This window comes from Bradyrhizobium sp. UFLA05-108 (genome assembly GCF_059803455.1).
Window position 1 is genome coordinate 84,415 of the sequence record NZ_JBANAZ010000016.1, and the last position, 23,720, is coordinate 108,134.

Annotated in this window: 19 protein-coding genes; 9 read left to right on the forward strand and 10 right to left on the reverse strand. The window is 57.7% G+C overall.

Features of this window, described 5'->3' with window-relative positions:
- Positions 1 to 3: 3 nt before the first annotated feature.
- The 5 genes from SO140_RS14545 to SO140_RS14565 all read right to left on the reverse strand — a co-directional run bounded on the left by SO140_RS14545 (position 4) and on the right by SO140_RS14565 (position 5,739).
- Positions 4 to 243 carry an acyl carrier protein gene (locus tag SO140_RS14545; protein ID WP_449382844.1) on the reverse strand — a complete coding sequence of 80 codons (240 nt, stop codon included), beginning with the start codon at positions 241 to 243 and terminating at the stop codon, positions 4 to 6.
- Between the two features lie 41 nt (positions 244 to 284).
- Positions 285 to 1,430, reverse strand: coding sequence for a hypothetical protein (locus SO140_RS14550; protein ID WP_498542741.1), 1,146 nt, complete (start codon positions 1,428 to 1,430; stop codon positions 285 to 287).
- A gap of 1 nt (position 1,431) precedes the next feature.
- Positions 1,432 to 2,871, reverse strand: coding sequence for an MBOAT family O-acyltransferase (locus SO140_RS14555; protein ID WP_498542742.1), 1,440 nt, complete (start codon positions 2,869 to 2,871; stop codon positions 1,432 to 1,434).
- 50 nt (positions 2,872 to 2,921) lie between these two features.
- Entirely contained in the window at positions 2,922 to 4,727 is a 1,806-nt protein-coding gene (locus SO140_RS14560; RefSeq protein WP_498542743.1) for an HAD-IIIC family phosphatase, read from the reverse strand.
- A 490-nt stretch (positions 4,728 to 5,217) separates the two neighbouring features.
- On the reverse strand, positions 5,218 to 5,739 hold the full coding sequence (locus SO140_RS14565; protein ID WP_498542744.1) for a hypothetical protein: 522 nt from the start codon (positions 5,737 to 5,739) through the stop codon (positions 5,218 to 5,220).
- A 276-nt stretch (positions 5,740 to 6,015) separates the two neighbouring features.
- Here SO140_RS14565 and SO140_RS14570 point away from each other — a divergent pair, with 276 nt between their 5' ends.
- Positions 6,016 to 7,086: a glycosyltransferase family 2 protein gene (locus SO140_RS14570; protein WP_498542745.1), complete on the forward strand. Its 1,071-nt coding sequence runs from the start codon at positions 6,016 to 6,018 to the stop codon at positions 7,084 to 7,086.
- Positions 7,087 to 7,102: 16 nt separating this feature from the next.
- On the opposite strand, the gene SO140_RS14575 is transcribed toward SO140_RS14570, so the two are convergent.
- Both SO140_RS14575 and SO140_RS14580 read right to left on the reverse strand, forming a co-directional pair.
- Positions 7,103 to 7,888, reverse strand: a complete 786-nt coding sequence (locus SO140_RS14575) for an FkbM family methyltransferase (RefSeq protein ID WP_498542746.1) — start codon at positions 7,886 to 7,888, stop codon at positions 7,103 to 7,105.
- Between the two features lie 40 nt (positions 7,889 to 7,928).
- The gene (locus tag SO140_RS14580) at positions 7,929 to 9,236 is read right to left on the reverse strand and encodes an O-antigen ligase family protein (RefSeq protein WP_449382837.1); all 1,308 of its coding nucleotides are present in this window, start codon (positions 9,234 to 9,236) and stop codon (positions 7,929 to 7,931) included.
- Between the two features lie 244 nt (positions 9,237 to 9,480).
- On the opposite strand from SO140_RS14580, the gene SO140_RS14585 reads away from it, so the two are divergent.
- The 5 genes from SO140_RS14585 to SO140_RS14605 all read left to right on the forward strand — a co-directional run bounded on the left by SO140_RS14585 (position 9,481) and on the right by SO140_RS14605 (position 15,522).
- On the forward strand, positions 9,481 to 10,827 hold the full coding sequence (locus SO140_RS14585) for a glycoside hydrolase family 16 protein (protein ID WP_498542765.1): 1,347 nt from the start codon (positions 9,481 to 9,483) through the stop codon (positions 10,825 to 10,827).
- Between the two features lie 396 nt (positions 10,828 to 11,223).
- On the forward strand, positions 11,224 to 12,774 hold the full coding sequence (locus tag SO140_RS14590; protein ID WP_498542747.1) for a lipopolysaccharide biosynthesis protein: 1,551 nt from the start codon (positions 11,224 to 11,226) through the stop codon (positions 12,772 to 12,774).
- 1 nt (position 12,775) lies between these two features.
- A complete protein-coding gene (locus tag SO140_RS14595) occupies positions 12,776 to 12,988 on the forward strand; it encodes a GDP-mannose 4,6-dehydratase (protein WP_498542748.1) in 213 nt (70 codons plus the stop codon).
- Positions 12,969 to 13,925, forward strand: coding sequence for a GDP-L-fucose synthase (fcl, locus tag SO140_RS14600; protein WP_498542749.1), 957 nt, complete (start codon positions 12,969 to 12,971; stop codon positions 13,923 to 13,925). Before SO140_RS14595 ends, fcl begins: the two co-directional genes overlap by 20 nt.
- 454 nt (positions 13,926 to 14,379) lie before the next feature.
- Positions 14,380 to 15,522: a polysaccharide pyruvyl transferase family protein gene (locus SO140_RS14605; protein WP_498542750.1), complete on the forward strand. Its 1,143-nt coding sequence runs from the start codon at positions 14,380 to 14,382 to the stop codon at positions 15,520 to 15,522.
- 10 nt (positions 15,523 to 15,532) lie between these two features.
- Here SO140_RS14605 and SO140_RS14610 read toward each other — a convergent pair whose 3' ends face one another.
- Positions 15,533 to 17,173, reverse strand: a complete 1,641-nt coding sequence (locus tag SO140_RS14610) for a putative Ig domain-containing protein (protein ID WP_498542751.1) — start codon at positions 17,171 to 17,173, stop codon at positions 15,533 to 15,535.
- A 311-nt stretch (positions 17,174 to 17,484) separates the two neighbouring features.
- Here SO140_RS14610 and SO140_RS14615 point away from each other — a divergent pair, with 311 nt between their 5' ends.
- Positions 17,485 to 18,303: a glycosyltransferase family 25 protein gene (locus SO140_RS14615; protein WP_498542752.1), complete on the forward strand. Its 819-nt coding sequence runs from the start codon at positions 17,485 to 17,487 to the stop codon at positions 18,301 to 18,303.
- A gap of 63 nt (positions 18,304 to 18,366) precedes the next feature.
- On the opposite strand, the gene SO140_RS14620 is transcribed toward SO140_RS14615, so the two are convergent.
- Positions 18,367 to 19,416: a glycosyltransferase family 2 protein gene (locus tag SO140_RS14620; protein WP_498542753.1), complete on the reverse strand. Its 1,050-nt coding sequence runs from the start codon at positions 19,414 to 19,416 to the stop codon at positions 18,367 to 18,369.
- 109 nt (positions 19,417 to 19,525) lie between these two features.
- Here SO140_RS14620 and SO140_RS14625 point away from each other — a divergent pair, with 109 nt between their 5' ends.
- The gene (locus SO140_RS14625) at positions 19,526 to 20,725 is read left to right on the forward strand and encodes a glycosyltransferase (protein WP_498542754.1); all 1,200 of its coding nucleotides are present in this window, start codon (positions 19,526 to 19,528) and stop codon (positions 20,723 to 20,725) included.
- On the opposite strand, the gene SO140_RS14630 is transcribed toward SO140_RS14625, so the two are convergent.
- A complete protein-coding gene (locus SO140_RS14630) occupies positions 20,714 to 21,748 on the reverse strand; it encodes a glycosyltransferase family 2 protein (protein ID WP_498542755.1) in 1,035 nt (344 codons plus the stop codon). The genes SO140_RS14625 and SO140_RS14630 overlap by 12 nt on opposite strands.
- Positions 21,749 to 22,701: 953 nt before the next feature.
- Between SO140_RS14630 and galE the strand changes: the two genes are divergently transcribed.
- Positions 22,702 to 23,685 (forward strand): UDP-glucose 4-epimerase GalE, encoded by a 984-nt coding sequence (gene galE / locus SO140_RS14635; RefSeq protein WP_449380561.1) that lies wholly within the window; start codon positions 22,702 to 22,704, stop codon positions 23,683 to 23,685.
- Positions 23,686 to 23,720: the final 35 nt, after the last annotated feature.

Here is a 23,720-nt window from a genome sequence, read left to right on the forward strand (position 1 = left end):
CTCTCATGCTTTCTTCTCGATTAGAGCGGCGAACTCTCCGACATTCTTAAGGTTCCCGATTTCTGAAGCGGAAAACTTCACGCCGAATGCCTTCGAGACCGCAAGTACCAGGCGGATGTGGGACAGGCTGTCCCAGCCATCGACGTCATCTGCCGTGGTCTGCGGCGTAACATTCAATTCGTCCTCGTCAAACACCTCCCGAAAAATGGCAGTGAGCTTGCTGTAGAGCTGGGCATTTTCCATTTGTCTTATCCTTTGATGGTGGTCGGCTCGCGGATCACGTCTCAATTGGATTTCGGGACAGCCAATACGCGTTGGGAAGATTGGAGGGTTGCGACCGGTGGTTCTGTATCGTCCTTCTCTTTCTCCTGGCAGACGAATGAGTTCAGCACCATGGCGAGCCTGGTAGACCATACTTGAGCCAGGTGCCGCTTGGCGTGGACCTCGTCGGAGTAGTCCAGGTTCTGGTCGAGATCATCCATGCTCAGCGACACAAAGTTCGGGCGGTGGCCAAATTGCTGAACTACGTCCTTCAGGGCTTCCTGGTAACCTTGTTGGTAAGGGCTGGCATCCCGATGCCAGACAGGGATCGGCAGGTCCACAAGCACGACCTTCTCATCGGAGGCCAGTAGCGCCTCGATGGTTTCCTTCAGCACGTCGACCTGCGCATGGGAAATCTCATCCTTGCCGCCCATGCTCACTTTCCAATACTCCAGTGCCTCCTGCCGCTCCCGCTTTGACATAACGACGCTCTCGCGCTCGTCATCGGTGCGCTGCGCGGTAGTCCGTCCGGTAAGGACCAAACTGACGCCGGCTCTGGCTTCACGCGCGATCTTTTCGAAAAGCAGGAACGGACGCAGCGCTGTCGTGCCCCAGTCCAGCCATTTCGGCGGCAGCACCGCGACGGCTCCATCCGGCGTGCGTCGGTAGAAGCCATATCGGTATCGCTCGATATCGACGTCCGTTTCCCCGCGATGACGGTCGCCTTCGGCATATCTCACGTCTGAATCGACAAACATGCCGAACCAGGTGCCAATGACGAAGGTGTTGAGCCGGCGATTCTGCTCGTTCTGTACTTCATGCACCAGATCAATCACTTGCTTGACCTCGGAAATGTTGGCGCCGCCCATCCCGAGATTGGTCACGGCGGCACAGCCGAGATTCGCCTGCACCATCGCTTGTCGAAATCCGACGCTTGTGTTTGACGCTCCGACGAGAATGACCTTCCTGTCTGAGTTATTCAGAACGCTACGGCCGAGGACAACATATTTCGGGACCGTCATGTAGAGGGTTCGTTCCGCGGCTTGGAAATCCCTCGGGCCTCCTCCTGAAGGGTCTTGAAACACCAGGAACGATGCGCCGCCGAGCAGCACGTAAAGGAAGGCAAATGACCACAAGGTCAGCGCGGTCTGTCGAAGGATGTGTTTCACTTCAAAACGCCTTGTAGACGAAGTCCGGAGCCTTGTGCAGCAGGGTGGCGACGGCGACGATTGCCATCATCTTGCTTGCCAGGGTTAAGTTCCTGACGATCTCCCCACTCTGGATCGCCGACAGAGAAAGCGGGATGTGTACGCGCTCGCGGATCAGGTCGAGAGCCAGAGCAGCTATTGCGAACGTCGCACTCAATACGACGAACGTGCCTAGTACGCCGGCGACACCGAGGCGTACCAACAGGTCGGTGAATTGAGGCAACTCCGTGACCCACAGGCATGTGAGAGCGAGTGCGAAATAGCCGACCGTCAGGCCTCTGGCAAAGTAGATGTAGGTGGTGGATTCGGTAAGCGCCCGATAGCGCTTTTTACCCAATCGCTTGATGCAGGCCTCCTGCCAGAGCTTGTTGATGCTCGCGCCTGCACCCATCAGCAAGCCGTAGATGACGAATACCGCCGTAGTGCCGTGCCACACGCCCATGACCAGGAACGTGATGAAGAATGCCAGGACGCCCAGGTAAGCGGTCAGGGCAGGAGAGGGCAGCCATGCCATGAGAAGCATCAGAAGCGGGTTGAACAGATAGAACTTGAACCACTGTGACAGCGTCATGTGCCACCGCTGCCAGAATTCGAGGAAGCTGCTCGCCGTGAACGGTTTGTCGAAGTTCTCCGGCAATGACTGTCCGAGGAGGCCCCCAATACCGATCACGATGTCCATGTATCCGGAGAAATTGAAATAGAGATAGACTGTGTAGAACGACGCGGCCATGGCGTAGACCGCACATAGCTTGAGGAAGGGCACAGGCGCCGCCTGTAACAATTGCGGGCTGAGGAACGAGAAGGCGTAGTCGGCGGTGGCGGCGATAATGACGAATTTCAGGTAGCCGGTGACGATTCTGGAAAACGCGCCGTAAACACTGGATGTGTCGGGCTTTACCACGGCCTTTCCGTCCGTCTCGCTGAAATCCTGATAGCGCTGGATGGGGCCGGAAACGAAACACAGAAAATTGCAAGCGTAGCGAAAAAACGCGAACGGGCCAATTCGCTCGACCAGATCTCCCGACCGGACATCCACCATGATGTGCAATATCCGGAACAGGATGTAGGACAAGCCGATGGTCATGTAGGGGAACGGCAGGTGTCCAAGACCATCGAAGAAAGAGAAGCGTTTCAGGTAAATATAAGAGCAGAGCACGGCAACGACGCCGAATGCCAACACGACAGACGCTCGGTAAACATAAAGCATGCACACGCAAGCGTAGCCGAGCGCCAGGAAGGCGAACAGCGGCAACACTTGTGTGAAATCGGTCAGATAGCTGGCGACGAATATGGCGTTTGCGGCCGCAAGGACCACTCGCCGATAGAAAACTGACTCACTGATGTGGAAAGCGACGATTGTCGCTGCGACGAAAGCGAAGAATATGGGCGATGTGAGACTCATCGATGGAATGCTCGGAGCTGTCTGAAATTGCACTGCAAGATTGATTCCAATCACGCCAGCTCAAGCTGCGACTCTTCCTGTTCGACCGTCATCGGCAACTGTTCCAATTCGACGTCCGTGCCCAGCTCCCAACGACTGCTCGCGTCAGAGCCATCATCTATGCGCATGAAACCCAACTTTCCGTAGTGTTCACGGACCATCTCGTTGCGATCGGTTGGGACGTAGAGGCCCTCGAGGGTTTCGATGCCTGCGGCACGCGCTCGGCGTACGATCTCTGCCAGCACCGCCTGCTCCACGCCACGACCTAACACGCGGCAGCTCATCAGCCAGCTATCGATCGTCCATCGTGCGAAACCGGTTGCCCGGCAAATCACGACACAAATGAGGCCGTTATCGCCGAATTTGTCCATTAGCCTCGCGTGCAGCGTCATTGCGGCCGGATCCGTTTCGAGTTGCTCGACCTGGGATTCGGTGTACCGCCGCGTCGTCAAGTTGAATTGATTGCTCTTGTTGATGAGCTGGGTGAGGCGGGCGCGTGTCGTTCGATTGAAGGAGCCAAAGACGATACGCATTTCCAGCGATCGAAGATAAGACTGGAGGTCGGCGGTTTGACCCTGCAAGCTCAGTCGGCGCGCATTGGCCTGATACATTTCGGCGCGCGCGCGGTCTTCTTCGGAGAAGTTGATCGCTTCAAAATACCCGGCCGCAGCCAACGTGCGCGCGTAGGTGGCCGGGTCACTCTCAAGTTCGGGGACGGCAACCTCCGGAAGCTCTTGCCGGATAAGCTCGCGTTCGACCGGATTGTCATCGAGGAAAACAAACGAATCGAGCCCGAGCGCGAGTTCTTTCGCGATTGCGCGAATGTTGGTCGCCTTGTCGTTCCAATTGGCTTGGAATACCGCGATATGCTCTTCCTTCAGGAGCATGTCCGGGTGTTCCTTGAACGGCCTTCTGGCGACGCTGTCGGTATTCTTTGAGCTTACCGCCAGAACGATGCCGCGCGCACGTAGCGCGAGCGCGAGTTGCTGCACGGAAAGATGGGCCTCACCGGTCGCGTCGCCTTGGGCAATCTGAATGCCCTCCATTCCGTCGTCTCCGATAACGCCGCCCCAGATAGTGTTATCGAGATCGAGTACCAGACAACGGCGACTCTTGCCGCGCATCGCCCCCACAATCCGCCCTACCTGTTCGGCGTAAAGCGGCACAAAGGCGTCAGCGAATGGCAATTTCGCGAGATTCCACAAGGCAGGGGAATGCCAATCGGCCAGCCCGACCGTCTCAGCCATGCCTGCAACATCAAGTAGCATGTCGGTCGACTGCAGGACCGACTGGCTGATCCTCTGATTGACACGATCGACCAGATTGCGTGCGGTTCCGGTCAGCGCGCGGTCAAAGGACCCGAACAACCCCTCGGGAGGCGGCGCCAACGTCTGGACGATGCACGGCGCGCCGCAGTTGCGCGATATGCCGGCGCGGATCGAATCGAGAAGTCCGATCGCGGCATCGATAGATTCGTTTGCAAGCTGCTCGTTGCCCGGAGAAGGTTGCAGCGCGAGTCCGCGATGATCGAGGGCGACCAGGACCGCATCGGGGCGCGCCTTGTTCATGGTTGACTCCGGCGTCAATGCATCCTGCAAAAACTGGTCATACGCTCCTGTGATGCATTCGAGCGCGAAGCCGTGACGCGCGGCCGTTGCGACCAGGACCGGAACGATAAGATCGAGCGTGCCATTGCCGATCAGGCCGAGGCGAAATGGAACCAGGGGGGCGAGCGATTGGCCACTTTGTTGAGCTGACTTAATGACGCGACCCAAGCGCGACGATTGGCGTTCATCCAATGCGTGTGTCGCCAGCAATCTGATTTGTTTTCCCAAGTCGCCAGAATTGTTTGCAAATTCCCTGCAGCGTGACGCAAAATCAGAGGGTGGTTTTGGAAGCCACGCCAATTGCCGATACAGTTCCACGGACACGGTCGCCCCCACTTGTTTGGCATTAATTCTCGAAGGCCGCTTACGACCTCCGACGCAAGCGCCAAGCCCGCAAAGGCTGATCGCTTGACATGCAGTTGCGCGTAGCGCGGTACGGTTCCCGCCACGGCTCGTCATTTAGATTTGGTAGATTTGGCGAAAAATCGGGGCAGGAGTTGGTTGGGTATCCAATGATCGGACCGAGATAACAAGATCGTTACCTACCTGTGCGTGCGACGACCTCGTCGGTTCCATCCGGCTCCTCTGTGGAAACGGCAATATCGAGCGGATGCTCGCGCATTCGTCGCGAGAACGATTGTATTTCTCATGATGAGGTGTGAGGACGATCACTCGTGGCTGCTCGGCTGCGTTGGCTTGCTCAATAGAGCTCGCGATATTCGAATTGAAAGTTCGGTGCTCCGGCCGCGATCCCCAGCGTTCTCTGCAGCTTCTGATAGCCTGCGAGTGGAACGATGATGCAATCGGTGCTGCCGGCATAGCAAACCTGAACCCGGATGGCGTCACCGCAAATGTTTTGAACCAGGACAATCTGGTCGACGATCTTGGAATTGTTAGCTTGCGGATGCGTCAACGGGTGGACCGATATGCAAAGCTTTCCGTCCACCGTCTTGTGATTTGGAGCGTAAGTGCCTTCCATCGGCCGAATCGAGCTCGAGGGCCGAGTGGAAATACCTGAGCCGCCATACATCGGTTGAGATGTGCGGCCGAAGCCGGAAATTTGAGCATCGGCCGTCGCTGCAAGCAGCGATGAAGCGACCACGATGCACATCGCCACGTAACGATCTGTGCGCGTTGATCGGTTATCACGCATCCTCACTGCTCGTTCTGCATAGATATCGGTCAGGACGAACCACATCCGGCGTATGATCGCATCTAACATGTGATGACAGCTGAGGCCGGCTCGACAGGATGCCGCGCTCGTCGGCGGCAGGATAGGGTTGTAGTTACGGCAACAGAATGACGAACGAATTGTTCCCTAATTGCTGTGACCGAATTCTGCCGTTTCCTTGCGATTGAAAGCGGTGACGGCACTCTTCAATGTCAGGCCACCGAACACCCGTCGACTGTGATACTCTACCGGTCATCATATGATGAGCATCCACAACGCGAGCATTATCGACGTCCAATGTTGAAGGAGATGCCAGGACACTCTGTGTTGCGGGACGCCGAACTGGCGGCCGTACCGAGTCTGTCGGTCATCATTCCCAACCACAACTACGCTGCTTACGTGGGATCCGCGATCCGCAGCGCACTGGACATACGATGGCCGAAGGTCGACGTGATCGTTGTCGATGACGGTTCGACGGACAATTCGCTTGCGGTCATCAACGAATTTTCCGACGAGATCACAGTCATCAGCCAGCCGAACGCAGGTCAGACGACGTCCTGTGTCAACGGCCTTCGCAAATCCTCTGGCGACGTGATCATATTTCTCGACTCGGATGATATCTTGCATCCCGATGTGATGACCGAGATTGCGTCCGTCTGGTCGAAACTCGCGAGCAAATATCAGTTCCAGATGCGCGTGATCGACGCAAAGGGGCGGCCGACTGGAAATGTCCTGCCACAGTACTTCTCCTCTCCGACCTCAGAGGACATCCGCAGTTGGATGATAACGACCGGTGCCTATCCGACCCCGCCGGGGTCGGGAAATGCCTACCCGCGATGGTTTGTCGAGCGTGTTTTCGGCTTTGAATCCGACTTTGTCGATCGCGCGCCGGATAGTTATCTTCTGGCGGCAGCTCCCGCGTGTGGCGATATCGTGACGATCACCAAGCCGCTGGCAGACTATCGCGTACATGGCCTCAATCACGGGGCCTTCCTTCAATTGGACGATACGCGCTTTGCGAGAGAGATCGACCTCACGCGGCGGCGCTACGAATTCTTTTTGGAGGTGGCGCGGACGATGAACCTGCCCGTGAGGCAGCACGCTCTGAACAGGAACCTGACATACTTGTGCCTGCGGACGGCGTCATACCGGTTGCGGCCTGACATTCATCCCATCGCGCGAGACACTGCGAGCTCGATTTTGGCTGATGGACTTAGGGCATTCTTTTACCCGCAGGGCTTTTCGACCTCACAAAGTGTTTCGCTGCTGCTGTGGATCGTTTGCGTGCTGGTCAGTCCATCACGTCTCGGGCGTCAGCTCGTGGGCTGGCGATTTGTACCCGCGGAACGGCCAAAATGGATAAAGTCAATGCTGAGGCGGCTTCGCGTCCTCCGATAAGGACGCGAAGCGGACTCTATTCAGGACGAACATACACAATATTTTCGCCATCCAGTATCATATCGAAATCTCTCCGACCCATGGCTTTCTGAAGTGCTCGGCTTGTTCGCCTGCCAGGCATAAGCCAGTCATGCGGTTCTATGATGATCATTGTTGTGCGATCAATCCACCCGGTGTTTTCCGAGAAGAGCTCCTGTTCAAAGCCTTCAATGTCGATTTTGACGATGAGCAAGACGCCGTTCGGTACCATGGCCAGCGCGTCATCAACGGTGAGCACGCGTACTCCCGTGCTGGAGCGGCTTGTCCGTGCGCCCCAGGACAGTTGGGAGTTTGTGACCGTGACGAAGCCGGGGGCTACGCCGATCGCAGCCTGGACGACAAAGGTATTGGGGCGATCGCCGATATTCTTTTGGAGGATTTTGACGTTATTCTCCTCAGGTTCAATGGCAACGATGGAGGCCTCGGGTAAGGCCTTCCGAAACCAAAGCGACGCCGCTCCGATATTGGCGCCTGCGTCAACGATTACGGGCTTGGCGCCGCGCTGTAGGATTGCTGAATACGAAGCCTCGAGTCTGGCCCTCACTGCTGGATAGCAATAGGCCGCATATTTCGGCGAACCGAAGATGTCCCGAAACGTCGACACGTCGCTTTCGCGAGGACGAAGGTAGACACTGCCGATCGAAGGAAGGAACACGCGCGATGCATTCGCGCCGGTTATCCGTGCGACGTGGCGCAAAAGAATTCGAGGACCGAAGAGTCGTACATCCTCGATATTAAGGCCAACGTGATACCAAAAGCTCATTGGTCGTGATCCCTCATCAGTCTCCGCTGAAGTGGTACGACTATGCCATCTTCATCGGTGTCATTTCCCCGCGATGCCAGGGCAAATGGCTTGCGGTTGCCGGCCTCGCAACGCCGGAGCGTCGATGTCGCTTCGGCACCAACGTCAACAACCAAACGATAACGGCAAATTCAGGCTTCAACAGCTGCCCGCTAACAAGCCAGGTGAACAGAAAGTAGTTGCAGGCCTCGACCCGCAGGTCGCTCGAATGTAGCCGAAGTACGAAAACTGACAAAACCAGCGCAAATCCAAGCACCCCGTACTCGTAAATGAGTTTCGCCCAGGTCGGATCATTCACCTCGTACTTGACTTTGAGTAGGCCGATTTCCCGCAGGTAGCTGCCGGCCCCGTTGCCAAACCACGTCGAAAAGAATCCGTCGTCGAAGCTGTGCGCGATCATGTCGAGCGGCGCTACAAAGCGGGCGTAGCCACTCGTATTCGGCATCGTAAATTCGTCGAGCCGGTTCAGCCAGACGTTCAGATATGGAATGTCGGCGCTGTAAAGCGTGAACAGCACGACGACCACGCCGACCAGACATGCAACGAAGACTGGAATGCGGGCCGGCGACCGTGGAAGCAGAAGCCCGGCTATGATTCCGATGACACCCGAACCGGAGAATGAACTGACCAACCCGCCCGCAAGAACGCCGAGAACGAGCCACCTGGCCCTCGTGCAATATTCGAGGATGATGGCGAGGGCCATCACCAAGGACAGAGTCGATGATTCGCGAAGGAAGAAGCCGTTTGCCTTTATCAAGCCTGCGTCTTCGCGGCTATAGGTATAAGCCCCCTCGCTCCGTATCGCCTCGGGGAGCACAAAGTGAATATTCGTGATGAAGGGACTCTTCACCGCGTTTACCGCGACGATCTGAACAATGGAAATCACGGCAATCACTGTCGCCGCAGTCACGAACGTGCGCTGGATGTAATCCTGCACCGGCCGCGGATCGCGGGCGCTTCTCAAGCGGAAGCAGAAGGGCGCGTACAGGGCGGATAGAAGCAGGAGCGACGTCCACGTCCCCGAGGTGTCGGAAAACGACATGCGGAAAGCCGCCAAGGCGATCGCGCTGATGAATAGCAGCAATGACAAAACGCTCAGCGATACGTAGCCGGAGACGAGGAGATAGGTTGCAAATAACGCGTAAGAGATGAGATCCGCCGAGATCGGAAAGGTGCCCAGGTTGTAGGCAATTTGCGACAAGAAGAGAGGAGATATCACCGAGATCCAGACTACAGCTTTTCCCGCTCTGTCCAGTTCCATCTCCATCCGAATGGCCGATGTTTGGCCGGCAGGAGACAGCTCATTCATCGGCATATCAAAAGTCACTTATGCTGCCCTTTTGGTAAGTTGTGTTGCTTTCAGACATGCCCGGGTGCCATTGACCCAAAGGCCTTTGTTTGCTGCATGCGGGAACTGAAGATGGTGGCCACTATCGTTCCTCAAAGCGTGAGAAACGTAGTCGGCAATCAATGCCATGTCGACGCAAAAGTGTCGCAATATTCGCATGTAGTTCCGGTGAGACTCGATCGAACGCGGACCGGAGACATCAGTGATGATTGCCGATTGGCGCAAACAAATCTTGAGTATTGTTCCGATCGTGCTGATGGTCACGTCGGCTGGACCTGCGCGCAGTGCCGGTTGGGAGCTGGTGTTTTCGGATGAGTTCAACGGCGACAAGCTTGATCAAACGAAATGGGCGACCCGATACATCTACAACAATGAAACGATGGACCGGTTCAATGACGAAAAGCAACGCTACCGCGACGACCACGTGGTGTCCGGGGGTGTACTGAGCCTGACCGCAAAAAAGAACGGAGGCTCGGATACGTTCGATTCCGCGATGATCCGAAGCCACCAGACATTTTATTATGGCTACTATGAAGCGCGGGTCTTTCTTCCCAATGCGCGCGGATCGTGGCCGGCATTCTGGCTCGAAGCCGATTACGACATCGATGGAAAGTTTTGGCATCCGCCGGAGATCGACATTTTCGAGTACGTCATCAACGGCGTGGAAGACAAGCCGAACATGCTGCACTCGAACGCGATGAGCCAGGACAAGTGGACGCCGCAGTCCTACACGTATGTGGACAGCTCGTTCGTGCTCAAGTTTCAGGACATGGTCAGCAAGGAGGACCTGAACAAGGATTGGCATATTGCCGGCTTCGTCTGGGCCCCTGACCGCATTTCGTTCTTCTGGGACGGCCGCCTTGTCTACACTCGCATGTACCAGTGGCTCAGGAAGGACGGCCAACTGGGGCCGCCTGCACACGTCGATCTCAACTTTGCCGTCGGTGGAGCGGGCTGGGCGGGCCGGCATGGAATCGATGACGCGGCTTTCCCGCAGGCGTTCAAGATCGACTACGTTCGGGTCTGCCAGTTCACGTCCTCCGCGCGTGGAGGCCGAAAATGCGGTCCGAGCGAGGTGACGCCGGATCCAACGGATTTTGGATACACGGCAGCGCTCAACGACATGCCCAAGCCGACATTCCTCAACGTGACGAAGGTCGTGGCGGACAAGCAGCCGAATGCCGGAGTATTGTCGCTAAGCACAACCGACCCGCTCAAGGTCGAAATTCCGATCAAGGTTCCGGAAGACTATCCGACAAATCGAACGCTTCAGACGTACGTCTTCGACGAAACAACCGGCGCCGTGGTCGCATCGGCCAGGAAGCCGCTGCAGCAGGTCTCTCGCAAGGAAGGGGAAGATGGCGCCAGCGTGATCGAATTGGCGCTGCCGGCTTTGCCTCGTGAAGGGAACTATATTCTGGGCAGCAAGCTCACGGCCGAAGTCGCGGGCGAGGTCGGCCCCAAAGAAGTTCCCGTTGCCTGCGACACCCAGGTGATCCAACCCAAAAAAGCCAGATCTTGCCGCCTATTGTCGCTGCATGTGCGCCGCTGACCGGAACCGTGTATCCAGCGCGAGCACAACTTTGTGTGATCTGGATCAAGCCGAGTGACGCCGATTGCGGTCGGCTGCCCGCAGGTCGGTCTGGGTTTTGTTCTGTCTGTGGCAGGAAAGCGCGCGATGCGGCTTCCTGCCAGAGGCGTTATCTTGCAATGGTAGTCGTCCATGAACTCTAAGGTTCGCACCGTCAGGCAAATCCTCCGTGGCGCATTGCGCGGCAGCCCTAGCCGGCTTTGCGGTCATCGCACGTGGAGAAGTGAACATCCGCATTCCTGGCTGCGGGCCATCGAGGAAGAAGTGCTGATGCGAAAGGCGCCGCTTCAATTCGGCAGCCGTGACGCGGCGTTTGCTCGCGCTGGAAACCATCTGTCAATGAACGAGCATTGAAAAATGGTCGCTGTCGGTGCGAAAGCGGCGCCTCCGTTGTCGAAGAGTTCAATCGCCATCGGAGCTGCCTGGATCGGCGTGAGTCGGGTGGTGGTCGCCACGCTTGGCTTCCTGAACACGCTGATATTGGCGAGGATGCTCACGCCGGAGGATTTCGGTTTGGTCGCCGTCGCGACGGCGATCATTGCTATTCTGGCGTCGATGACCGAGCTGTCCCTGACATCGGCGCTAATCCACCACAAGGATCCAAGTGAAGATCAGTTCCACGCCGCCTGGACGTTGAGCCTGGCTCGCGCCTGCCTGCTCGCACTCTTGCTGTCGTTGCTCGCTTATCCGGTGTCGCTGTCCTACGGCGATGCTCGTTTGATTCCGATCCTATTGGTGCTGAGCTGTTCGGTTGCGATATCAGGCCTTCGAAATCCGATGCTCGCGATGATGCAGCGCCAGCTCGTGTTCTGGCAGGAATTCGTGACGAGCAGCAGCCGGGCACTCGCAACCATCCTCATCTCCTCTGGGATCGCCATTTTCTTCAGGAGCTACTGGGCTCTGATCGCCGGGGCCGTCGTCGCCAACCTCGTCGATGTCGTCGCTTCCTATCTGATCCAGCCGTTCCGGCCAAAATTCCGGATAAGGGGCAGCCGCTCCCTATGGTCATTCTCTGTGTGGCTATCGCTCGGGCAGGCGGTCAGCACGCTGAACTGGCGTTTTGACCAGATCATCATCGGATACTTTCTCGGTAAATCCACCCTGGGCGGATACGTGCTGGGCAGCGACCTGGCCGCCACGCCGACCCGAGAAGCCACAAACCCGCTTGCAGGAACGCTGTTTCCTGCGTTCGTGAAGCTGAGGGACGACAAAGCCGCCCTTCAGCGAGCTTATCTGTCGGCGCAATCGATGCTGTGTGCGATCGCCTTTCCGGCGGGGTTCGGCTTCGCGATGATCGCCGATCAATTCGTTCCGCTCGCTCTGGGTGATGCCTGGGCAGGTGCGACAATCGTGATCCAGCTTCTCGGTGGCGCAATTGCGTTGCATACACTCAGCGCGACCGTCCAACCTCTTGGTCTGGCCCTTGGGCAGACGCGCAAATTATTTCATCGCGACGTTGCGGTCCTGATCGTGAGATTGCCTTTCATTGTTGCGGGCTTGTGGGTGGGAGGGTTGCTTGGCCTGCTTGTCGCTCGTGTGGCGGTTACGCTGGGCGGTGTCGTCTACAACATGGTCCTGGTCCGCGAATTGATCGGCACCTCTGTCTTCCGGCAATTTCTCGTGAATCTGAGGACAGCCTTATCCACGTGCACGATGATCATCGTCGGTCTTCTAACCAATTGGGCTTTCATCACATTCTTCGGCCACGAGTCTCACGTCTATGCTCGGTTGACCGCTGTTGTTCTCGTGAGCATTTTTGCCTATGTCGGGTCAGTGTTTGGATTCTGGCGGGTGGCGGGTTCGCCGACCGGACCTGAGCGGGAGATCCTGCGGATCCTCGGCGTGATCGCCAACAGATTTGGGAAAGTGGGAAAATCGTCGATGATGACCGCGCAGTCGGGTGAGTGATATGAATGAACGCTCAGGGAAGGTCATCGTGCGGATCGACCCGACTTATCTCCGCCCCACCGAAGTCGATCTCCCGATCGGCGATCCCAGCAAGGCGCACGAGAAGCTGGGCTGGAAATCCAGGGCCCCGTTCGCGCAACTGGTCAAGCAAATGGTTGCGGGCGATTTACGCGAGGCCAGGCGGGAGATTGCCAATGGCAAGCACTCCGTTTGAGCTGGCCGGCAAGACCGTTTTCGTCGCCGGGCATCGCGGCATGGTCGGCTCCGCGCTGGTGCGGCGGCTTGCGGAGGAAGATGTCGAGCTGCTGACGGTGTCGCGGAGCGAGGTCGACCTGCGTGAGCAGGCCGCCGTCGACAGATGGTTCGCTGCAAAGCGTCCGCAGGTAGTGTTCCTTGGCGCTGCCAAGGTCGGTGGCATTGTCGCGAACAATACGCTGCGCGCCGAGTTCCTCTACGACAATCTGGTAATCGCAACCAACGTGATCCACGCCGCGCACGTCAATCGATGCGAGAAGCTGATGTTCTTCGGCTCGTCCTGCATCTACCCCAAACTTGCCGCCCAGCCGCTGCGCGAAGAGTCGATGCTGACCGGCGCGCTGGAGTCGACCAACGAACCCTATGCAATCGCCAAGATCGCCGGCATCAAGATGGTAGAGGCCTATCGCAGCCAGTACGGCTCGAACTTCATCAGCGTGATGCCGACAAACCTCTATGGTCGCGGCGACAATTATCATCCGGAATACAGCCATGTCGTCGCCGCGTTGATCCGACGCTTCCACGAGGCCAAGATATCGGGGGCGAAGAACGTCGCGGTGTGGGGCACCGGCACGCCGCGGCGCGAATTTCTCTTCGTCGACGATCTGGCGGACGCCTGTATCCACCTGATGAAGACCTATTCGAGCGACGAGCTCGTCAACATCGGCACAGGGGTGGATATTACCATCGCCGAATTCGCGCGCGTGGTCGCGGCGACCGTCGGCTATTCCGGCGAGATCAGCTATGACACCTCGCGCCCTGACGGCACCCCGCGCAAATTGCTAGACGTCAGCCGATTGATGCAATTGGGTTGGCAGGCCAAGACCTCGCTCGAGGATGGGCTCAAGCTCGCCTATCAGGCATATCTCAGCGAAAGCCGGCAGGCGACGGAGTAGGGGACGGCCGTGATTGCGAGTCAACGGTCGCGGAAGCTCGCTAACGAATCCGCGTGAGTGCTGCAGGAAGCGGCATTCCCGTGCACTCGTTGCCCATGTTCGTTGCAACGAACACATTTGCCTGCCTTAAGACGTCAATAGAGTCGATTTTTGTCATGAATATGTGCGGTGTTATCGCTACTCGCAGTGTTGCCGAGTCTTCCCTTCGGTTGCCAGGCCGACCAATTCGGTATTTTGGAACCGGGGCGGCTTCTGGATCGGCGGGGCGGCACCGGCGGGGACACGAGAGAGTGATAGAGGCAGACGCCGGCTGAGCGTGAAAGTTCGAATCTGATGCGTGACGCGGGGAGCACGGCAGCGCAAACTGTCCAGCGGTCTCGCTTGCTGCACGCAGATTCGTCGTTCGCTCTCCCGTAGCGAGTGTCTCGCGCAATCGCAGAGGTGGATTTGTCGAATGCGAAATGTTGGCGATGCATCGGAAGCCGTTCGATGCTGTGATGTGACCGACGGCGCCGAAGAGTTAAGGACGATGGCCGAAAGTCCCATAGAAACTCCAATGAAGGATTCTCGTACACTCATTGCAGAATTGCAGAGCGAGATCGACAAGGTCATCGGGCCTCATCTGGAGGGCGTCGAGAACTTTGCGCTGGTGGATTTCCCCAACCATCCGAATGTGGGCGACAGCGCCATTTGGTTGGGTGAAGAGACCTATTTGCAGCAGAAGCTGGGCAGGGCACCGTCCTACGTGTGCACCTACGACACCTGGGCAAAGGAAGACTTTGAGAGAGCCGTTCCTGCCGGACCTATCCTGATCCATGGTGGGGGAAATTTCGGCGACCTGTGGCCAAGTCATCAGGAGTTCCGGCTCAGACTTCTGTCGGAGTTTCCGGATCGCCAGATCATCCAGTTACCGCAAACCATTCACTTCTCCACGAAGGCAAGTCTCAAACGCGCCGCGGAAATCATCAACTCCCACAAAAAGTTCCGGATCCTGGTCCGCGACCTGCAAAGCCTGGACATCGCGAGAAAGGAATTCACAGCCGCCGTCGATCTCTGTCCGGACATGGCATTCTGCCTTGGGTCGCAGAGCTCACGAGCGGAGATTACTAGGAAATTGTTGCTGCTGCTCCGAACCGATCACGAGAAGGGGGAGCAGAAGCGATCTCGCCCGCTCCCGAGCTTTGCAGTCGTCGAGGACTGGCTTACGGAACAGCGAGGCTTGGGAAAGTGGCTCTTGCTTCAGGCGCTGCTCGAAACATCTCTTCGCCTGTTCAAGGGCAGGATGCCGTCCGAGCTCGACTTGCGTATTCGGTGGTTTCATCTTTTGGCGTTGAACCGGGTGGCCCGCGGAATGAAGCAAGTTGGATCGTCGGCCTATGTGATCACGGACCGGCTTCACACGCACATCTTCTGCGTGTTGTTGAATGTGCCGCACTCGGTCCTTGACAACAATTATGGCAAGATCAGCACGTTCGTCGACGCCTGGAGCAAGCCGTTCGAAAAGCTGGGCCGGCCATTGAGCAGAAGTGTGGATGAGGCCGTCGCAACCTTTCTGGATATCTGCAAGAGCAGTCGGGTTCCGGCGGATCAAGGGTGACGGTCAAGCATCATCCTCCGTCCGGGTGGCTCGCCGGATCGTGCGCGTCGACGGCTAGTGTGGCCGCTCTCGTTGTTGTCTGGCCCGCGTTGTTTGTGCAGGAGATTGTCAGGTTGCCGACCCCTGTTGCCGTTGGTGTGCCGGCGATGAGCCCGGTGGAAGCGTTAAAGGAAAGACCCTGCGGTAGTCCTTTGACGGACAAGACCTTCGGCGTCATGACGCCGACGTCGCAGTCACCATAGACATCGTGGCGGTAGCCACCGCCCGTGGTGGCCGAAAGGGGACCGGTCGTCACGTTTGGGCCGCGATTGATGGAGAATCGCAGAGGCTCCATCGTCGAGCCGTCGGGCTTATAGCCATATACGATGACGTGCGACCGCCCGGCATTGCCCGTGCCGGTGGTGAAGTCTGCCCTGATCGTGCGCAAGGCCGCGTCGTACGAAATTCCTTCCGGAAATTGCGTGAACGTCGTTTGCTCCGACATGCCCGGTTCGGAGCTGTCATAGGGCAAGACCTGGACGAATTCCGTAACGCTCGCATCACCCCAGAGAGCCATGGGGCTCGGCAGCACAACCTTGCCGTTGCCGTCGTAGTCGACATTAAGGTCTGCGACCGAAACCAGCGGCTTCCAATGCTTGACGCCTGCCGTCCGCCAGCCGCGGATCCAGTCGATATCGAGATAGGCCCCAGTCGTCGAGCCGGCCCATGCCTCGGCGTTATACGCCTCGCCCGCGAACGTACTGTTGAAGATATGTGACGTCAGAAGAACATATGAAGGCATGCTCTTGGTATTCGAGTCGACGCCGACAAATTGGGCCCGAAGTGCGCCGTCGACATAGAATTGGGTGTTCCCCCCGTTCCGAAAGACAAAGCTGAACACGTGAAACGTGTCGTCCATGTAGTCGAATGGTCCGGCGCTGTTGTCGGTCGAGATTGCCCCCGACGTGTGGACGATATTGCTGAAATGCATGCCTTGAGAGTTGCACTCCAGATCCCACTCGTTGCCGGTTGGATTGAGCACGGGGGCGACCGAATAAGTCCAGAATGTCGGATGAAAGCCGGCCGGATTTGTAAGCCTGGAGCTGAACCGGGCACGCATCTCGACAATGACTGCGTTGGTGGTCGGGTAGTATGCAAATGCTCCCGCCGTATGGATCATTGCGGAGAGATGCGGACGGACGCCCCCGTTGATGGACCGATCGGTCGGCGTTAGGAATGCCTGCTCGCGCTCTGTTGCCATGCGCGCTCCCAGCCGCAGCACCGAGTGGGAAACCGACATGTTGTCGAAACCGACCGCGACGCCGCGGTTGCGGTCTTTGTAGCCCGTCGCAAGCGGGTCGGCATCGAAGGCTGTCCCTAGCGACGTGGTATTGCCGCGGATGCCCGGATGATAGGCACCGGTCGGGAAGAATTTTCCGCGGGGATTTCGAGGACCAACGATATCGAGATTGTCAAAATCATCGCCCCAGGACAGCGTATAGCCCTCATACAACCCAGTGCCATTTTGGCCGACGACGGCGCCGCCAACGACCTGATTGCTTCGATTGAAGGGCGGCATGGATTGCAGCCAATGTCGCAAGCCTTCGCGGTTCAAGGCCAAATAAAGTGCTGCGCCGGCGACGACCAACGATGCGACGAACAGTATTGCCATGGTACCGTTGGTTCGACGCTTTGATAGCATCCACGCCTCTCTTGGCTTGAGACCATTGCGACTCTCGCGACCTATCTATTCACTCTGACGTGAGGATCTTTGGTTCGCTCCAAGGTGCTGCGAATGCGGACCGCCGTAGCGTAGCCGCGAATTTGGTCGTGCTGACCGAGTAGGAACATGAAAACATGGCCCACAGCATGGCGGCCTTCAGATGCGTGACGCGTCCTTGTCAGCACCGACAAGTTCGCGCTAATCGTTCCGAGGGTCGTGTGCAAACGGTTCCAAGTCGACAGCGTCGGACTGATCAAGCAATGGGCAGCAATCTCAGAATTATGGCGATTAGTTTGGCCGGTTCCCATCGCCGCCAGCGCGCAACTGAAAACCTGGATGCGCTTGATATTCCGTGGTCCTTCTTCGATGCCCTGCGTGTGCCGGCCCAGGGACTTCCGCAATATGATGAAGCGCTGGCCATTCGCTTTTGGGGCAGGGGCCTTTCTCGAGCCGAGATCGGCTGTGCAGCAAGCCATATGAGCATCATGGCGCAACTGGCGGAGTCGGACTCGGAGGATTCGTGGACTCTTGTGATGGAAGACGACGTCGTTCTCGATGCTGGATTCGGCTTTCGATCACTTCCGGATATCTGCAAGGCTGCCGAGATCGGCTATCTCCGGCTGTATGGACGGCACATGGCGCAGTGCAAGCATGTTGCCTGGCTGGATCAGCGGGAACTGGTGCGGTTTGAGCGTGCACCGATGGGAACCCAGGCCTATCTGATCTCCAGCCGCGCCGCGCGTCGATTCATCGACAGCGTGACGACGATCCATCGACCCGTCGACTGGGAGATGGACCGGTTCTGGGCAAACGGCCTTTACAATTACGCCTTATTTCCTTTCCCGTGCCTTGAACTGACGATGACGTCGTCGATTGCAAAGGCGGCAGATTCGGTCCGCGAGCCGACCGCGATCGACAGAGCGGCATGGTTTGCGTGGAAATCAAAGGAATATGTTCTGCGCCTGTCGGAAAATATTCGTCTTCGCCAGTCCGATAAGCGGATTCGCAGCCGCCTTGCCGGCTTAACGACTCTTCACGGGCCAATGCGCGAGACAATTCGCGCCATCGAAAGCGTGTGATCGGCGCCTCGAGGGCCTGCAGCGAGATCTGACGAGGCGGGTCGCCGTTGCGCCGTTGCGCACTCAGGCGTGCTTACGGCGAATGACGCTGCCGAACCGCAGAAGCGGCCTCAGGAGCTCCGCCCGGTTGAACCGGAGCATGATCAGCCGGTACGCAAGCCAGGAGGGGCTCAGGAACAACGCGGAGAACCAGACGATATGAGAGGCGGCGGCGCGCCACTGGGTCGTCCTGGTCAGGGCAAGCCATATTCCACGGCGCACGAGCGAACTCGAGGAGTCCGCATCCTGGCCAACATACCTCAGTCCCAATTTGCGCGACGCGAGGCGATAGTTCACGAAGACGATCTCGTTGTCGATCGGCCGTGCAGCTTGCACGTGCATCGACTTCCTGTCGCAATGCGCCTTCAAGATATCGAACTCGGCGACACGGAACCCGATCTGCCTGGGGAAATCGGGAAAGCGCTGCGCGCGGCCCTTCGCGTCATTCCGGCTGATATTTCTGCCATGAAGCCGATATTGCCCCAGGGTTTCCTGCACCGTGACCACGTTCCCGTAGAGAGGCGCGATCGTGTTGAGAGCCCCATCGTATCCAACAGGTGGATTGAGAGGGATGACCTGGCGAAGAAACTCTCGGGAATACGCGTTTCCCGACATGACCGGCCAGGTGTATGTTCCCCACCGGATAAATTCTGCGTGCACGTCGTCTGGCGCGTAGGACTTGGGAAACGCACAAAACGAGCGTCCAAGTTGCTTGCCGGCGCCATCGATGATTTCCAGATTGAATTGAAGCTTCGAAACACCCTCGCGCCAGCGCGCAGCGACGTGTTCCACCGCCGTCGACAGCAGGATATCATCCGCATCGAGGAAGAGCAGCACGTCGCCTGTCGCTTCGCGATAACCAACCTCGAATGCTGCGATGTTGCCTTGATTAGCCTGAAATATGGCTCGAATCCTGTCGCCATAGCCGGCGATAATCTGACGGGAACCGTCGATCGAGCCGTCGTCGACGACAACAATTTCATCCGCTGGACGCGTTTGATTCAATGCGCTGTCGATCGCCAATCCGACATATCGTTCGTAGTTGTAGACCGTTATGACGATGCTGATCTTCAACGTGTGTCGCTCACGAAGTTCGCGGATGTCACGAGAGGCTATCAATCCATGTCTTGATGAGCCAGAAGTAATTTCACGGTCCGCAAAGCATGGTCGGTAAGGCAATCGCATGAAAATTTCTCTGATCGATCCCTCACTGTTTACGTGGCCGTATGATCTCAAATTAGCCAAAGGATTGACCGATATTGGGCATGCAGCCAGCATTGTCGGCCGCCAGCTTGGACAGAAGCCCTCCGTGGATGAGGAACTGTTTCTTGACCGGCATTTTTATCCGGGATTGCAATCGCGTTTTTTCAAGAGACTTCCGCGCAGCGTGCAGCTGGGGTTGAAGGGCCTCAGTCACGCGGAATCAATGACACGGCTAATCAGGCGCTTCAGGAGAAGGCCGCCTGACGTGATCCATTTCCAGTGGGCGCCGCTGGCAATCGTTGACAGCCAGTTCATCCCCAAGTTCAGGAGGGTCGCGCCAACGGTCTTGACCGTTCACGATTCGAATCCGTTCAATAACAATCCGAGCTCGCGGATACAGCGAATTGGCGCGCTCGGGATTCTGCATTGTTTCGACCATCTCATCGTTCATACGACCGTTGCACGCGATCGCCTGCTGCGCGTCGGCATCCCGGACGAGAAGATATCCGTTATCGCGCACGGATTGCTCACGGATCATATCGCCAGACGGGCCGACGAGTCTTCGGCAGCGGGCGGGCGCGTTCAAATACTCCTGTTCGGCAAGATAAAGCCCTACAAGGGCGTCGACGTCATGCTCCGCGCGCTTGCGCTGCTTCCCCGCGAGGTCAGGGCGCATTGCGTGGTGAAGGTCGTGGGCTGGCCAGAAATGCCGATGGAGCCGCTGTTTGCGATGGTGAAGGACCTGGAGCTCGAAGACCATGTCGAGTTCGACCTGCGTTTTGTCCCGGAAAATGAAGTGACCTCCCTGGTCGCGCGCGCTGACATCCTGGCTTTTCCGTACCGGGACATCGACGCATCGGGTGTGCTGATGCTGGCGATTGCGGCGGGACGTCCGATTGTGGCGTCGAACCTTGGAACGTTTTCGGAATGGCTGAGCGATCAGGCAGAGGGAACGCTCGTTCCTCCAGATGATCCGGCGGCATTGTCTCGATCGCTCGAACGCTTGATTCGCGACCCCGACTATCGAAACTCCAAGGGTCGAGGAATGCTGGATCTGCGCGACTCCGTGCCGACATGGACCTCGATTGCCCGCCTGACTGAAGTCGCCTATGCGAAAGCGAGCCGGCGTGTGGGGGGCGCGCCGGCTAGCGTTAAGGTTCTGCAGGATTTACGAAACTGACGGCGTCATCTGCCAGGTGGTCTGGCGGATCGACAGAATGCCCCAGAAAAAGCCAAGTGCCCACGCGAAGTGCATCACGACAGCGGCCGGCAGCGCAAGCAGCCCGCAGATTGAGCGATGCTTTGCTGCAATCATCATTGCAGTCAGCGCCAGAATTGCCAGATAGGCCGCTGGCAATGCCAACAGCACCGGCATCACCGGAGACAGCGCGATGGCGCAAAACGTCAATGCAACATGAGTGGGCACCAGGAACTGGCGCAGTCGCAACGATCCGGGATGCCGTCTCACGGTCCTCGATCGACCGCGACCGTAGTTGAAGTACTGCTTCGCCAGGCTCAGAAAACCCGACCTCGGTCGATATGAAAGGCGGATGTCCGAATCGAGAAATATCCGGCCGCCGATTGCACGCAGTCTGCAATCAAACTCTGCATCTTCATTATGAGTGAAGGTTTCATCGTAGCCGCCGGCCCTGCGGAACGCATCGATGGTCATCGCCGCATGATGTCCGTGGTCGACAAAGCCGCTTTGCTTTCCGCCGCGATGCGCCGATCCGCCCGATCCGACCTTTGTGTCTGAGACCCAGGCGACGGCCTTTTGCAGGCAGCTGTCACCACGCGAGTCCATGGGGACCACGACCGAATCGGCCTGGCGCTCGTCCAAGGTCTCGATGAGACTCGAAACATAATCCGCCGGATATTCGCAATGAGCGTCACACCGCACCAGCACCTGCGCCGCAGCGCCATAACCCCGTACGGCCAGATTGACGCCGGCGCTCTGCAGCCGCTGGGGATTGCGCAACAGATGGACGTCGTCGATCTCCTTGGCGAGCAAGCGAACAATGTCAGGCGTCCCATCGGTGCTGCCGCCATCTGCAACCACTATTGTGCGATCTTCGTGCAGACTGTCCCGAGCCAGGTTGCGGACAACGGTCTCGATGTGGGAAGCCTCGTTCAAAGCGGGTATGACGATCAGGATTTTTCTGGACACGGTTAGCTGCCACTTGTCGTTGTTGTCTTCAACCATTGGGCGGGCGCGGGAATGTTATTCGATGCACGCCAAGGACGAGCGGACGGTCAGCCAGAAGAATGGCCAACTCGTGACCTCCCGGCTTGGCCTCCTCGTGCCGCCGCAACTAAGTGAGTGTGCTCACCGATCGTGCCTTAAAAGGGCGATCTATTTGCGAGGATAGTTTGTCCGGCCGATCGCTGGAAGATTGGAAGCGAACACGAATTGGAGTGGTATGTGAGAGTTATTGTTGTCGTCCTCGCTTGGCTGCTTGCCGTGTGTCGTCCCGCATCGGCTGATCCGATGACGCTGGATTTTTCATGGCGCGGTGCGCACGGTTGCGTCACTTTGTTCCCAAATCCCGAGATTCATCTGCGCAATGTTCCCGCGGGTTCCACCTCGATATCGCTAACGTTGAGGCAAGGCGCTCGAGAAATGGGAGGGCAGGATGTTCCGGTTCCGAGCAACGGTATTTTGCCATTTGGCACGATCCACACTTTCGGTCCGTGCAATCCTGGCCTGTATGAATGGACTGCCTTGGCGAAATCACCGACAGGGCAGGTTCTGTCGGAAGCGCATCAAGCGCAATTCTATCCCGCGGACGAAACCACAGCGAGACAATAGTTACGCAGCGATGTCGCAAGGCGAGTATGGCAGCACTCGCGGCCGCCGTGTGAGGTCGGAAAGTTCGTCGGTTTGTTGAGGTAGTTGCTGACTTAGTCGCTGCATCTCGCAGCGAGAGTTTCGGGCCTTTGCAACTGTCCGTTCCACGGTACGAATGCGGCCACAATCCATTTGGATAAGAATTGATTGGAATTTGGCAGATCGGGGAGATCAACAACAAGGTTGTGCTTCGTGACAGGGAGTTGAGTGTTGTTGGCGCGAAGGCAGATGCGCGACGATGTCGCCGATCCTACAAATCTCGGTAATTCCGCGCTTGCGATCGATGCCCAGCGGGCGGACGCAACGAGATGAAGAAGACCGTTCTTGTCACCGGCGGTGCCGGCTACGTCGGCTCGCATTGTTGCAAAGCGTTTGCGATGGCCGGCTGGAACGTCGTGACGCTGGACAATCTTTCCCGGGGCTGGCGCGATGCCGTCCGCTGGGGACCGCTGATCGAATGCGACATTCGCAATTCATCCGGCGTGCGCGCGACGCTGGAAACCCACAGGCCGGACCTCGTCGCGCATTTTGCTGCGCTGTCTTATGTCGGCGAGTCCGTGGCCGATCCCGCCATCTATTACGACAACAACACGAGAGGAACACTTGCGCTCCTTGAGGCGATGCGAGCGGCCGGCTGCTCGCGCGTCCTCTTTTCCAGCACGTGTGCCAGTTACGGAATTCCAAATCGCATCCCGATAGACGAAACGCATCCGCAAGCGCCAATCAATCCCTATGGATGGTCCAAGATGATCATCGAGCGCATGCTGGAGGACTTTGGTCGCGCGTACGGGATGTCGTCGGCTTCCCTGCGCTACTTCAACGCTGCGGGTTGCGATCCGGACGGCGAGATCGGCGAGCGCCACGAACCGGAGACGCATGCCATTCCGCTTGCGATTGAAGCCGTGCGCCGACCCGATCGACCTTTCACCATTTTGGGAACGGACTTTCCGACGCCGGACGGCAGCGCGATCAGGGACTATATCCACGTCAGTGACCTGGCGCAGGCCCACCTTCTCGCAGGCAATATGCTGGCAGCTCGTGGCGGTACTCACGTCTTCAATCTCGGTACGGGGATCGGCACGAGCGTGCTTGAACTGCTACAGGCCGTGAAGCGTGTCTCCGGAAACGATCCGATCGTCCGCCGCGGCCCGCGCCGTCCGGGAGATCCGCCCACGCTTGTCGCCTCCTTTGCCAAAGTCGAGCAGGAGCTCGGTTGGAGGCCACGGCAATCCCAGATCGATTTCATTATCGAAACTGCGCTCAGGTGGAGCGATAGCAACCCGCCGGCATGACGTCGCACGAAGATGACCGATAGCCCATTCATTGC

Excerpts from the sequence above, each read along its gene's own strand:
- SO140_RS14545 (WP_449382844.1), bottom strand. The coding sequence starts at position 243 with ATGGAAAATGCCCAGCTCTACAGCAAGCTCACTGCCATTTTTCGGGAG.
- SO140_RS14555 (WP_498542742.1), bottom strand. The coding sequence starts at position 2,871 with ATGAGTCTCACATCGCCCATATTCTTCGCTTTCGTCGCAGCGACAATC.
- SO140_RS14565 (WP_498542744.1), bottom strand. The coding sequence starts at position 5,739 with ATGTTAGATGCGATCATACGCCGGATGTGGTTCGTCCTGACCGATATC.
- SO140_RS14575 (WP_498542746.1), bottom strand. The coding sequence starts at position 7,888 with ATGAGCTTTTGGTATCACGTTGGCCTTAATATCGAGGATGTACGACTC.
- SO140_RS14580 (WP_449382837.1), bottom strand. The coding sequence starts at position 9,236 with ATGAATGAGCTGTCTCCTGCCGGCCAAACATCGGCCATTCGGATGGAG.
- SO140_RS14585 (WP_498542765.1), top strand. The coding sequence starts at position 9,481 with ATGATTGCCGATTGGCGCAAACAAATCTTGAGTATTGTTCCGATCGTG.
- SO140_RS14590 (WP_498542747.1), top strand. The coding sequence starts at position 11,224 with ATGGTCGCTGTCGGTGCGAAAGCGGCGCCTCCGTTGTCGAAGAGTTCA.
- SO140_RS14595 (WP_498542748.1), top strand. The coding sequence starts at position 12,776 with ATGAATGAACGCTCAGGGAAGGTCATCGTGCGGATCGACCCGACTTAT.
- fcl (WP_498542749.1), top strand. The coding sequence starts at position 12,969 with ATGGCAAGCACTCCGTTTGAGCTGGCCGGCAAGACCGTTTTCGTCGCC.
- SO140_RS14605 (WP_498542750.1), top strand. The coding sequence starts at position 14,380 with ATGCGAAATGTTGGCGATGCATCGGAAGCCGTTCGATGCTGTGATGTG.
- SO140_RS14610 (WP_498542751.1), bottom strand. The coding sequence starts at position 17,173 with ATGGCAATACTGTTCGTCGCATCGTTGGTCGTCGCCGGCGCAGCACTT.
- SO140_RS14615 (WP_498542752.1), top strand. The coding sequence starts at position 17,485 with ATGGGCAGCAATCTCAGAATTATGGCGATTAGTTTGGCCGGTTCCCAT.
- SO140_RS14625 (WP_498542754.1), top strand. The coding sequence starts at position 19,526 with ATGAAAATTTCTCTGATCGATCCCTCACTGTTTACGTGGCCGTATGAT.
- SO140_RS14630 (WP_498542755.1), bottom strand. The coding sequence starts at position 21,748 with ATGGTTGAAGACAACAACGACAAGTGGCAGCTAACCGTGTCCAGAAAA.
- galE (WP_449380561.1), top strand. The coding sequence starts at position 22,702 with ATGAAGAAGACCGTTCTTGTCACCGGCGGTGCCGGCTACGTCGGCTCG.